Below are 11,794 nucleotides of genomic sequence, written 5' to 3' on the forward strand. Positions count from 1 at the left end.
GCAGCAGCTCGGCCGCTTCCTTGGCGAGGTCGACCTCGCTCACCCCGTCGCGCACCGCGGCTGCGGCGTCGGCGCGGGTCATGGCGGCGGCGTCCTGCGCGCGCGCCGACGCGGTCGACTGAGCCTGGGTGGCAAGATGCCCCGACCAGCGCGCCTCGGGATCGCCCGCGCTGCGCAGCGTGCCGATCGCGAGCATATTGCCGTTGCTGCCCGATGCATTGGCGGCGGCGACCTGTTCGGGCGCCAGCGCGCTCGCGGTCAGCGTTGCGGCGCTGATGCCGGTAAACAGCGGCGCGCCCGGATTGCCATTGGCATCGGTGCCCGCCTGATGCGCCGCGTTGAGCTGGGCGGCGAACGACGTGGCCATTGTATCGAGCCCGGCGCGCTGGTCGGCAACATGATGGGCCGCCTCCGACAAACCGGCGAGCGAGCCCGTCGCGATCGTCAGCGGCGAACCGCCGACGCTGTACGACAGGCGCCCGTCGGGCGCTGCGGTCACCGCGATCGGGTTGACCGCGCCGCCGCCGACGAGCAGGTCGCCCGACCCGGCGGCGCGCAAGGTCACCGATCCGTTATTTTCAAAGGTCGCGCTGACCCCGGCCTGCGACGACAATTTGTCGAGAAGCCGGTCGCGCTCGTCGAGCAGGCTCGCCTGGTTGGTCGATCCCGGGCGCGCCTTGCGCAGCCCGATGTTGATCTGTTCGAGCGCGTTCAGATTGGCGTTGAAATCCTCGACCGTGCTCGCCGCCGCGCCCTCGACCCCGTCCGACATCTTGTCGAGCTGGCTGGCCGCGGTGCGAAAACCCGACGCAATGTCGTCGGCCGACTGCAGGAACTGGCTGCGCAGCGTCCCGTTCGCCGGGTCGGCGGTCAATTGGTCGGCGGTGGTGAACAGCTTGGTGAGCCCGGTCTTGATACCGTTGCTCTCGTCGCTGAGCGCGCCTTCGACCTTGCCCAGCCAGCCGAGCTTCGTCGCCGCGCGCTCCGAATCGCCCGACGACAGCCGCGAATCCTCGATCAGCCAGGCATCGACCGATCGGCTGACGCCGCGGATCTCGACCCCCGCGGGGTTCACGCTGCCGCGGTAGAAGACTGAATCGCTGCCGCTGACCGGCTCCATCATATCGAGCCGCCGCCGCGCATAACCGGGGGTCTGCGCGTTGGCGATATTGTCGCCGATCGTCGACAGCGCGCGCGAATAGGCCTTGAGCCCGCTGTAGCCGATGCCGAGAAGATCGCTCATTGTATGCCTCCAGCCGCATTGCCCAGACGCCCGCGGAACTGGCGCTCAACCATGTCGGCGATGCCGAACTGACGCATCGCAGCGATTGAATCGGCGGTGCGCGCGTCGGCCATTTCGCGGAAATTGTCAGTCGCGCTCGATCCCATCATGTCGTCGCCGAGCTTGGCCTGGCGCATCGACGCGAGCAGCTGGCGCAGGATCACCGCCTCAAACTGCTCGGCCGCTTTGCGCAGCCCGCCGTCGCCGCCCCCGCCGCCAAGGGTCGGCGTGGCCGAAGCCGGCACGAACGGCCGCGCTGCGGGAGTCGAGGAAACAGGCGTCGTCATATGATCACCAACTCTGCTGTGAGGGCACCCGCCTGGCTCAGTGCCTCGAGGATCGCGACAAGATCGCCGGGCGACACGCCCAGACGGTTGATCGAATCGACGAGTTCGGAGAGCGAGGCGTTGGGTTTCATCAAAAAGGCCGGGCGCACATCTTCGGCGACCTCGATCTCGCTCGACGGCTCGATCGCGGTTTCGCCGCGGCTGAACGGCGCTGGCTGGACCACCATCGGCGATTCCTTGATCGAGACGGTGAGCTTGCCGTGGCTGACCGCGGCGGTGCCGACGCGGACCGCGCCGTTGATCACCACCGTACCGGTGCGCGCGTTGACGATCACCTTGGCCGAGGGTTCGGAGCGCTGGACGCCGAGATTTTCGATCTGTGACATCAGTCGCATCCGGTCGTCGCCATTCCCCGCGGCGCGGATCGCGATGCTGGCGCCGTCTATCATCGATGCGCTGCCGGGGATCGCCGCGTTGATCGCGTCGGCGACGCGCTTGGCGTTGGTCGCGTCGAACTGGTGGAGGTTGAAGGTCAGCCACTCGCTGGACGCAAAGCCGGTTTCGACCGCGCGCTCGACCGTTGCGCCGCTGGCGATGCGGCCGCTCGACGGGACGTTTACCGTCACTTTTGACCCGTCGGCGGCATCGACGCCAAGCCCGCCGATGACGAGGTTGCCCTGTACCATCGCGTAAATCTGGCCGTCGGCGCCGTAAAGCGGTGCGAGCACAAGGGTGCCGCCGCGCAAGCTTTTGGCCTTGCCGATCGCCGAAACGGTAACATCAAGGCGCTGGCCGGGCTTGGCAAAGGGCGGCAGTTCGGCGGTGATCATCACCGCCGCGGCATTCTTCAGCGCCGGGTTGACCCCCGGCGGCAAGGTGAGGCCAAAGCGCGAAATCGCGCCCTTCATGCCCAGGGTCGAATAATCGAGGCTGTCGTCGCCCGTTCCCGCCAGCCCGACAACGATGCCGTAGCCGGTCAGCTGGTTGGCGCGCAGCCCCTGAAACTGGCCCATGTCCTTGATGCGCTGCGCCTGCGCCGGCGCCGCAAAGGCAAGGCTGGCAAACAGGAGCGCAATCAGGGCGAACAAGGTGGGACGCTGGGTCACGGAAATATTCCTCTTCAGAACGGGCTGATGATCGAGAAGAAACGCTGCAGCCAGCCTTGCTGGCTGGCGCGAGCGATCTCGCCCTTGCCGACGTAACGGATGTTCGCGTCGGCGACGCGGGTCGACAGGATGCGGTTGTCGGGACTGATATCCATCGCGCGGACAATGCCTGAAATCTGGACGCGTTCGTCGCCGCGGTTGAGCGTCAGCAGCTTTTCGCCGCGCACCAGCATCGTACCGTTCGGATAGACCGCAGCGATCGTCACGCTGACCTCGCCCGACAGTGCGTTCGATTGCGATGCGTCGCCCTTCCCTTTGAATTGCTGACCGCCGCCCATCGCGATATCGCTTGGGTTGAACAGCGACAGCGGCCCGGTGGCGGGCGGCGTCAGGCCGATATTGCCGTCGCGCTGCGTTCCCGCGGCGTTGCTTTTGGTCGCCGCGGTGCGTTCGACGAGCTGGATGGTCAGGATGTCGCCAACCTGCCCGGCGCGCCCGCCCGAAGTCAGCGGCACATAGCTGCCCTGAAAGATCGAGCCATTTCCGGGCAGCGGCGCCGGGGGAACCGGCATCGCCGCAGCAAAGGCGTCGGGTGGCAATTTGTCCTTCGCCACCGCGCCAGACGGCACGAGCGCGAGGGCAAAGGCCACACCGACCGACAGTTTAGAGGGTCTGCGCGGCATTTTTCATCATTTCGTCGGTGGCCTGGATCATCTTGGAATTGACCTCGTAGGCGCGCTGGGTCTCGATCATGTCGACGAGTTCCTCGACGACATTGACGTTCGATCCCTCGAGCATCCCGCCGCGCAAGCTGCCGCGGCCTTCCAGCCCGGCGGCGCCGACCTGCGGCGCGCCCGAGGCGGCGGTTTCGACGAGCATATTGTCGCCGATCGCCTGGAGGCCCGCCGGATTGGCAAAGCGCGCCAGTTCGATGCGGCCGAGTTCGGTCAGCGTGCCGTCGGCACCGGTCGCCGACACGGTGCCATCGGCGCCGATCGATACATTGGTGCTATCCTCGGGAATCTGGATCGCGGGGGTCAGCGGTTTGCCGTCCGACGTCACGATCGTGCCGTCGGGCGAGCGACCGAAATTGCCCGCACGGGTATAGCCGGTGCGCCCGTCGGGCATTTCGACCTGGAAATAGCCGGCGCCATCGATCGCCATGTCGAGCGCGTTGCCGGTGGTGGCGAACGTCCCCTGCGTGTCGATCCGCGACGTGCCGCCGAGCGACACGCCGGTGCCGAGGTTGAGCCCGGTCGCATAACGATTTTCGGCCGACGAGGGCGCGCCGGGCGCGGTCATCATCTGATAGCTCAACGTTTCAAAGCTGGCGCGGTCGCGCTTGAAGCCCGTGGTGTTCACGTTGGCGAGGTTGTTGGCGATTACCTGCATCCGGAAGCCCTGGGCATCCAGACCGGTTCGCGCGACGTGCAAGGCACCGAAGCTCATGTCATATTCTCCTTAACGCGGAAGCTGCATCAGATTGGCGGTCGCGCTGTCCATGTCGCGCGCGTCGCTGACCAGCTTGAGCTGGGTGTCCCAGCTGCGGCTCGCCTCGATCATGTCGACCAGCGCGGTGGTGGCAGCGACGTTCGATCCTTCGATCGAACGGGTGATCAGCCGCGCTTCGGGATCGTCGGGCAAAATGCCGTCGCCCTTGACGCGGAACAGACCGTCGAGACCCTTGGCAATATCCGAGCCGGTCGGAGTGGCGAGCCGGATCCGGTCGACCTCTTGCGGATTTTCGGCGTCGCCGCCCGCGGGAACAATCCACACCCGGCCCTCGACGTCGATCGTGACCGCGTCGGCGGGGGGGATGGTCACCGGACCCTGACCGCCCTGGACGGGGAGGCCATCGCCGGTGGTCAAAAGCCCACTTGGCGAAACCTGCAAATCGCCGCGCCTTGTATAGGCCTCGGTGCCGTCCTTCGCCTGCACCACGAGGAGGGCGTCGCCCTGCACCGCGATGTCGAGATCGCGCCCGGTCGCGGTGACGGTGCCGGCGCGCATGTCGGCGCCGAGCACTTCTTCCGACGACATCGCACGCGCATCGAGCCCGCTGCCGTTCAGCCACAGCGCCTGCGCCTCGGCCATGTCGGCGCGAAACCCGGGCGTCTGTGCGTTCGCCAGATTGTTGGCGATCGCCGTCTGCCGGGCCTGACTGCCCCGCATCGCGGTAAGGCTGGTGTAGATGAGGCGGTCCATTGGGAAGCTCCCGGCAGTCGGCTAAATGCGCCGGATCAGCGCATGTTGATGATGGTTTGCGACAGCTGCGACGCGCCCTCGATCGCCTTGGCGTTCGCCTGGAAATTGCGCTGCGCGCCGATCAGCATCACCAGTTCTTCGGTGATATCGACGTTCGAGCGTTCGAGCGCGCCCGAGCGGATCGCGCCCATCGGGCCGTTGGTCGCGGCGTCGATCGTCGGCGGACCGCTTTCGCCCGACGACTGCCAATGCGCGTCACCGACGGGGCGCAGCCCCTCCATCGCGGGGAAGGTCGCCATCGCAACCTTGCCCAGCACCTGTGCTTCGCCATTGGCAAAGGTCGCGGAGACCAGCCCGTCGAGGCCGATCGATACATTGACGAGCTGCGCGGTCGGATCGGTCGGCGCGCCGGCGGGCAACACAAAGTCGAACGCACCGGCCAGCGTGTTGTTGGTGACGTTGCCGCTCGCATCGACGGGCAGAAGTTGCAGCTTCTGGCCAGTCGAATCGATCACGTTGCGGTCGGGAGTTGCGGTAAAGGCGCCGTTGCGGGTGTAGGTCACCTGTTCGCGCGGCGGCTCGCCCTTTACCACGAACATGCCTTCGCCGACGATCGCCATGTCGAGCGTTTTTTCGCTCGATTCATACGACCCCTGCGTGAACTGCTGGGTGATGCCGTTCAGGCGCGTGCCCTGCCCGGCGACCATTTTGGTCGACTGGGTCGGCGATGCGGCAAAAATGTCGCCGAACTGCGCCTTGCTGCGCTTGAACCCGATCGATCCCGCGTTGGCGATGTTGTTCGAGATGACCGACATGTCGGTCTGGGCGCCCTTGAGGCCCGAAAGCGAAGTATAGAATGACATGGCTTATCCTTCCTTAGGTGGTGGGTGCGGGCGCCGGGGTGGCGGCCTTGATGTCTTTGAGCAGCTGGGTCTGCGCCGCGAGCTGCTCCGAAATCTGTTGCAGCGTCGTGTTGGTTTCGCTGATCCCGGCGAGGCTGGAAAATTGCGCCATCTGGGCAACCATCTGCTGGTTATCGACCGGGTTGAACGGATCCTGCTGCGACAGCTGCGCGGTCATCAGGCGCAGGAAATCGCTCTGCCCCATCTGCTGCCCGGCGCCCTTCGGTTGCAGCACGACATTGTTCGCGTTGGTGACGTTGTTGACGGCCATTTTATTGTCCCATCCTGAGGGTTTCGTTGATCAGGCCCTTTGCGGTTTCGAGGACCTGGACATTGTTTTGATACTGGCGCGCGGTTTCGACCATCTCGACCATCTCCGCCGCGCTATCGACCGCCGCCTGCCAGACGTTGCCGTCCTTGTCGGCGAGCGGATTCGACGGATCGTGGCGTTTCGACGGCGCCATTTTCGACGTCGTCACCTGATCGACCTGGACCGTCGCGCGGCCATGGCCATCCATCACCGTGCGGAACACCGGCTTGAGCGAGCGAAAGGCCTCGGCTTCGCTGCCCGCGATCGTCCCGGCGTTGGCGAGGTTCGAGGCGGTGGCGTTGAGCCGGACGAGCTGCGCCGACATCGCGCGGCCGCTGATGTCGAAGACCGAGAAATTGCTGGCCATCGTCATTCGCCCTTGATCGCACGGGTCAGCGTGTTGACGCGGCCGCTGAGAAACGAAAGGCTGGACCGGTAAGCGAGTGCGTTTTCGGCGAAGGCGGTCTGCTCCGTCGCCATTTCGACGGTGTTGCCGTCGAGCGACGCCTGCACCGGGACGCGATAGGCCATCGCGCCCTGGACGGCATGGGCGGTCGAGCCGCCCTGCCGGGCTAGGTCGAGCGCTTTCGAAAAATCGAGATCGCGCGCCTTATATCCCGGCGTCGCGGCATTGGCGATGTTCGACGCGAGCATCATCATGCGCTGACTGCGCAGCTGGAGCGCTGTCGCGTGCAGGCCAAAGAGTTTCTCGGATGCCATCATCAAATTCCTTCTTTCGCCGCTTGCCGGGTCCGGTCCTGCCGGCGCCGACGCGCGGAAAACACAAAGAACGATGCAATCGCCGTGCCAAACGCTTTTTTTCGTTGATTTTACGTCACTTAGAAAGATCCGGCCGTCGTCGCTGGCGACCCTCGTCAAAAAACCGACAACGCCGCGCGGCACATGGGCTAATCGCGCCGCAAACCGCGACTGGCACGCTTCCTGCAAAATGGCGGGTGACCATTTTGGACCGAAGGAGATGGATCGTGTCCCGTCCTGTTACCGCAAGCCTGGCCGCTGGCCTGGCCATTTGCACCGCCGCCAATCCCGCGTTTGCCCAGCAGGCCAATGAAGATTGGAAGACGATCGACGTGCTGACCGCCATGGTCGCCAGCGCGCTAGGCCGCACCGCGACCCCGGTTGACCGCCGCATCAAGCTGGCGCGCTGCCCCGAACAGGCGTCGGTGACCGCGATCGATGCCAATGCTCTGGCGGTACGCTGTGCCTCGCTCGGCTGGCGCCTGCGCGTGCCGATGTCGGGACCGGCGAACGTCGCGTACGCCGCTGCGGGCTTTACCCGGCCCGCGGCCAGTGCCCCGGTCATCCGCCGCGGCGACAATGTCCGCGTGACAATCGACACCGAAAGCTTCTCGGTCAGCTATGCCGCGGTCGCCGCCGAAGATGGCCGCGTCGGCGAAACAATCGCGCTGCGCGGCAACGACGCCAGATCTTCGCTGAGTGCCAAGGTGATCGGCCCCGGCCGCGCCCGCCTCGACGACTGATCCCCACCCTTTACCCCACCTTACCCTGCCCACTGGCCCGGTGACTGTCGGCTTTCCGACGTCACTGGGCTTTTCTTTTGTCTTTTTGCGGCAAGCTGACTTAATCGCCCCAATCCGCATCCGTTAAAGCCTTCGTGAACCGCGCCGTCACTTTTCTGACGGCATCGGATGGAGGCCTTTATGCCGGGTGACAGCAGCAAGATCGGACCCGTCGGCGGCATTGTCCGCACGACCCCGCTGCGCAGCGCCACCAGCGAAACCGCTGCGCGAGCGGCACACGCACCGACGCAGCTTGCCGCTGCGCCGGACAGCCTGCCCGCGGCGCGGCTGATCCGCCTCGCGGGCAGTCTCGCGACTCAGGCGCCGCCGGTCGATGTCGCGCGCGTCGCGTCGCTGCGCAATGCGATCGCGAACGGCAGCTATGGCGTCCATCCCGCGATCATCGCCAGCGCGATGATTGATTTTCACGCCGGCGGGGTCGAATGATGCTCGACGATGTGCAATCGCGGCTTGATACGCTGGTCGGCGCGCTCGACGGCCACGACGCTGGCGCAATCATCGCCGCCACCGAAGAGCTGGCGACCGCGGTGATCCTGTTTCGCGGCACGGGCATCCCCCGGGGCAGCGAACAGCGCGCCGAACTGCTGATCGGCAAAACGCTGCGCCAGCTCGAAGCCGCGGCAATCCGCGTCAATGTCCTGAAGGACTGGACGCGTCAGCGGATTGACAGGAACCACGAAATCCGTGGCACCCATCACCGCGGAGCGGCATTAAGCTACTGATTATTATATAGGTTTCTGCGGTTAGCCGCAAATGGCACGATGATTGCTTTTGGTTTGCTGAGACAGCCCTGCTGCATCAGCGGAACCAGATTATGAACGCAATCAACAATCCCCAAGCCGCGCGCCGCGTCGCCGCACCCGTGATGGATGCGATGCAGAACGCGTCGGTGCGAACGGGCGTCGATTTCGACTATCTGGTCGACGTCGCCCGCGTCGAAAGCGGCTATAATCCGACCGCCAAGGCATCGACCTCGTCGGCGCGCGGACTTTATCAGTTCACCAAACAAACGTGGCTCGCCACGCTCGACCGCCACGGCGCCAACCATGGGCTTGCCTGGGCCGCCGACGCGATCGGCCGCGATGCCTCTGGACGGCTGACCGTCACCGACCCGACGCTCCGCCAACAGATTTTCGATCTGCGCGACGATCCGACCGCTGCCTCGACGATGGCCGCAGCGCTGACCGGCGACAATCGCGATTATCTGGAAAGCCGGATCGGCCGCGGCGCCGAGCCCGTCGATCTCTATCTCGCGCATTTTCTGGGCAGCGGCGGCGCCGCCAAATTCCTGACCGCGCTGGGCGCCAATCCCGACCAGCCGGGCGCGCCAATGATGCCCGAAGCGGCTGCGGCCAACCGCTCGGTCTTTTACGCTCCCGACGGCAGCATGCGCAGCCTCGCCGAGATTCGCGACCGCTTTCGCGTCAAGCTCGAGAACGGCGGCAAGATCGAAAATATGAAACCCTTCGCCCCCGCTGACTGGCACGCTTCGGCGAGCAGCTCGAGCGGTCTGGCGGGCGGTGGGGGACGTCCCCCGCTGCAGATGATGGAAATCCAGCCGATGCCGCGCAAACTTTCGATGGGCTTTGCCGCCGATGCCTATCGGCGGCTCGCTTCGATGACGGGCGGCGCGGCATGACCGGCGGCCTGAACCTCGGTAATATCGGCCGGATGGCAGGCGCTTCGGCGCTGCCCGTCGGGATGCTGATCCTTGTCGGGCTGATGGTCATCCCGGTCACGCCGCTGATCCTCGACATCAGCTTTGTCGCTAACATCATGATCAGCCTTGCGATCCTGATGGTCGCGCTGTCAGCCGCAAAACCGCTCGACTTTTCGTCCTTCCCAACGGTGTTGCTGCTCGCCACGCTGTTCCGCCTTGCCCTCAACGTGGCCTCGACGCGCGTCGTGCTCGTCCACGGGCATGAGGGTACCGCCGCGGCGGGCCATGTCATCGAGGCTTTTGGCGAAGTGCTGATCGGCGGCGACTATGTCGTCGGCCTGTTCGTCTTTTTCGTCCTGATGATCATCAACATGGTCGTCATCACCAAGGGCGCCGGGCGCGTGTCCGAAGTGTCGGCGCGCTTCACCCTCGACGCCTTGCCCGGCAAGCAGATGGCGATCGACGCCGATCTCAACGCCGGACTGCTCACCCCCGAAGAGGCCAAGGCACGCCGCGTCGAAGTTGCGACCGAGGCCGATTTCTACGGCTCGATGGACGGTGCCTCGAAATTTGTGAAGGGCGACGCGATCGCGGGACTGCTGATCCTGTTCGTCAACATCGTTGGCGGTCTGATCCTCGGCATGTTCAGCCACGGTCTCAGCTTTTCCGAAGCCGGCAGCACTTATGTCACGCTCGCGATCGGCGACGCGCTGGTTGCACAGATCCCCGCGCTGCTGCTGTCGATCGCCGCGGCAGCGATCGTCACCCGCGTCGCGTCGCCGTTCAACCTTAGCGGTCAGATCAGCAGCCAGTTTGCCGCACCGTCGGTCTGGATGGCGGTCGGCGGCATTCTGTTCATCCTTGGCATGGTTCCGGCGATGCCGCAGCTGCTGGTCCTGCCCGCCGCCGCGCTGTCCTTTGCCGTCGGCTGGCAATTGCGCCGCAGCGCCGCTGCCATCGCCGACGCGCCGCCGCCGGTCGCCATCGCGCCCGACCCGTCGCTGATCGAGTGGGCCGACGTCAGTGACGCCAGCGCCTGCCAGCTCGAAATCGGCTATGCGCTGGTCAGCCTGGTCGACGACCGCAAGGGTGCCCCGCTGATGACCCGGATCACCGGCATCCGCCGCCAATTGTCGAAAGAACTCGGCTTCGTCGTCCCGCCGGTAAAAGTCAGCGACGATCTGTCGCTGCCCGGCAACGTCTATCGCATTTCGGTCGCCGGGGTGATCGTTGGCGAGGACGAGGTATTCCCCAACGAAATGCTCGCGCTCGATTCGGGCGACCTTGTTACCAAAGTGCTGGGGCGGCCGTGCAAGGATCCGACCTTCGGCCTCGACGCGCTGTGGATTCCGAAAGCGACGCAGAATGACGCGATCGCGGCGGGCTATACCGTCGTCGATCCGGCGACCGTCGTCGCCACTCACCTCAACAACAGCATCGTGGGCGCCGCCGCCGACCTGTTCGGGATCGACGATGCGCAGTCGCTGATCGACAACCTCAAGATCCATTATCCGCAGCTCGCCCAAAACCTCAGCCCGCAGGGCTATCCGCTGCCGCGCGTCGCCAGCCTGTGCAAGTCACTGCTGGTCGAGCGGGTGCCGCTGCGCGATTTCCGCAAGATTGCCGAGGCGATGGTCGCGACCGCGGCGCAGCAGCTGGGCGAAGTCGATCTGGTCGAAGCGGTACGTCAGCGCATCGGCGCGCTGATCGTCCAGACGATCGTGCCGAGCCGCATGCCGCTGCCCGTCGTCACCTTCAGTCCCGAGATCGAAGTGCTGCTCAACCAGTCGGTGCGCGCCAATCCGGGGGCCGAATGGCCGTTCGAACACGGCATGGCGATGAAGATAATCGAACAGGTCGGGCAGGCAGTCGAACCGCTGCTGCTCCAGACACGCAGCTTTGCGCTGGTCGCCTCGCCAATCTGTCGTTCGGCGCTGTCGCGGCTGATCCGCGCAACTTTTCCCGACGTCGCCGTGATCTCTTACCTCGAGATCCCGGCCAGCAAACAGACCGAAATCGTCGCGACGATCGGCGCCGACGTGCCGCGCCTTGCGACCGGGCCGGACGCCCATATGGAGGACCAAGTGCATGAGAATTGAGCCCGCCGAGCAATTCGCGGCGCCGATGGCCCGCGCCCCGCGCGTGCGCGGCTATGGCGAAAGCGTCGAGGCGCTGGTCGACGAATATGCGCCGCTGGTCCGCAAGATCGCCTGGCAGGTGTTTTCGCGCGTGTCGCGGACGAGCGAACTCGACGATTTGATCCAGACCGGACTGATCGCGCTGATCGAGGCGAGCCAGAATTATGAAGAGCGCGGCTTTGCCTTCGCCACTTATGCAACGACGCGCATCCGCGGCGCGATGATCGACCAGTTGCGCCGCGAGGCCGATGTCGGCCGCTCGGCAATGGTCGCAGCCAAGCGCATCCATGCGACGCGCGCGGCCCTGGAACAGCAATTGATGCGGGCGCGGGCCTCCCCCCC

The 11,794-nt window shown here is 65.5% G+C and carries 16 protein-coding genes; 6 read left to right on the forward strand and 10 right to left on the reverse strand.

The features are described from left to right. The 10 genes from flgK to flgB form a co-directional block, all read right to left on the reverse strand. On the reverse strand, window positions 1-1,243 hold a 1,243-nt coding region (gene flgK / locus K0M74_RS01785; protein ID WP_293967297.1), incomplete at its 3' end, for a flagellar hook-associated protein FlgK. Next, the gene (locus tag K0M74_RS01790; RefSeq protein WP_293967299.1) at window positions 1,240-1,569 is read right to left on the reverse strand and encodes a rod-binding protein; all 330 of its coding nucleotides are present in this window, start codon (window positions 1,567-1,569) and stop codon (window positions 1,240-1,242) included. The genes K0M74_RS01790 and flgK, both read right to left, overlap by 4 nt. After that, on the reverse strand, window positions 1,566-2,657 hold the full coding sequence (locus K0M74_RS01795; protein ID WP_293967325.1) for a flagellar basal body P-ring protein FlgI: 1,092 nt from the start codon (window positions 2,655-2,657) through the stop codon (window positions 1,566-1,568). Before K0M74_RS01795 ends, K0M74_RS01790 begins: the two co-directional genes overlap by 4 nt. Before the next feature lie 32 nt (window positions 2,658-2,689). Continuing rightward, window positions 2,690-3,358 (reverse strand): flagellar basal body L-ring protein FlgH, encoded by a 669-nt coding sequence (locus K0M74_RS01800; RefSeq protein WP_293967301.1) that lies wholly within the window; start codon window positions 3,356-3,358, stop codon window positions 2,690-2,692. After that, a complete protein-coding gene (gene flgG / locus K0M74_RS01805; RefSeq protein WP_293701116.1) occupies window positions 3,339-4,124 on the reverse strand; it encodes a flagellar basal-body rod protein FlgG in 786 nt (261 codons plus the stop codon). The genes K0M74_RS01800 and flgG overlap by 20 nt, the downstream gene beginning before the upstream one ends. Before the next feature lie 12 nt (window positions 4,125-4,136). After that, a complete protein-coding gene (gene flgF / locus K0M74_RS01810) occupies window positions 4,137-4,880 on the reverse strand; it encodes a flagellar basal body rod protein FlgF (RefSeq protein ID WP_293967303.1) in 744 nt (247 codons plus the stop codon). Window positions 4,881-4,915: 35 nt separating this feature from the next. Beyond that, window positions 4,916-5,743, reverse strand: coding sequence for a flagellar hook-basal body complex protein (locus K0M74_RS01815; RefSeq protein ID WP_293967305.1), 828 nt, complete (start codon window positions 5,741-5,743; stop codon window positions 4,916-4,918). A gap of 13 nt (window positions 5,744-5,756) precedes the next feature. Continuing rightward, a complete protein-coding gene (locus tag K0M74_RS01820; protein WP_088439946.1) occupies window positions 5,757-6,053 on the reverse strand; it encodes a flagellar hook capping FlgD N-terminal domain-containing protein in 297 nt (98 codons plus the stop codon). A 1-nt stretch (window position 6,054) separates the two neighbouring features. After that, window positions 6,055-6,465, reverse strand: coding sequence for a flagellar basal body rod protein FlgC (gene flgC, locus K0M74_RS01825; RefSeq protein WP_293967309.1), 411 nt, complete (start codon window positions 6,463-6,465; stop codon window positions 6,055-6,057). Next, a complete protein-coding gene (flgB, locus tag K0M74_RS01830; RefSeq protein ID WP_293967311.1) occupies window positions 6,462-6,815 on the reverse strand; it encodes a flagellar basal body rod protein FlgB in 354 nt (117 codons plus the stop codon). The genes flgC and flgB overlap by 4 nt, the downstream gene beginning before the upstream one ends. A gap of 263 nt (window positions 6,816-7,078) precedes the next feature. On the opposite strand from flgB, the gene K0M74_RS01835 reads away from it, so the two are divergent. From K0M74_RS01835 to K0M74_RS01860, 6 genes are all read left to right on the forward strand, one after another. Then, window positions 7,079-7,594 carry a flagella basal body P-ring formation protein FlgA gene (locus K0M74_RS01835; protein ID WP_293967313.1) on the forward strand — a complete coding sequence of 172 codons (516 nt, stop codon included), beginning with the start codon at window positions 7,079-7,081 and terminating at the stop codon, window positions 7,592-7,594. A 180-nt stretch (window positions 7,595-7,774) separates the two neighbouring features. Further along, a complete protein-coding gene (flgM, locus tag K0M74_RS01840; RefSeq protein ID WP_293967315.1) occupies window positions 7,775-8,080 on the forward strand; it encodes a flagellar biosynthesis anti-sigma factor FlgM in 306 nt (101 codons plus the stop codon). Further along, window positions 8,077-8,376, forward strand: a complete 300-nt coding sequence (locus K0M74_RS01845) for a hypothetical protein (RefSeq protein WP_293967317.1) — start codon at window positions 8,077-8,079, stop codon at window positions 8,374-8,376. The genes flgM and K0M74_RS01845 overlap by 4 nt, the downstream gene beginning before the upstream one ends. A gap of 92 nt (window positions 8,377-8,468) precedes the next feature. Next, window positions 8,469-9,293 (forward strand): transglycosylase SLT domain-containing protein, encoded by an 825-nt coding sequence (locus K0M74_RS01850; protein WP_293967319.1) that lies wholly within the window; start codon window positions 8,469-8,471, stop codon window positions 9,291-9,293. Beyond that, the gene (gene flhA / locus K0M74_RS01855; RefSeq protein WP_293967321.1) at window positions 9,290-11,413 is read left to right on the forward strand and encodes a flagellar biosynthesis protein FlhA; all 2,124 of its coding nucleotides are present in this window, start codon (window positions 9,290-9,292) and stop codon (window positions 11,411-11,413) included. Before K0M74_RS01850 ends, flhA begins: the two co-directional genes overlap by 4 nt. Next, on the forward strand, window positions 11,403-11,794 hold a 392-nt coding region (locus K0M74_RS01860), incomplete at its 3' end, for a sigma-70 family RNA polymerase sigma factor (protein ID WP_293967323.1). The genes flhA and K0M74_RS01860, both read left to right, overlap by 11 nt.

The sequence above is a fragment of the Sphingopyxis sp. genome (genome assembly GCF_019459305.1).
GTDB lineage: Bacteria > Pseudomonadota > Alphaproteobacteria > Sphingomonadales > Sphingomonadaceae > Sphingopyxis.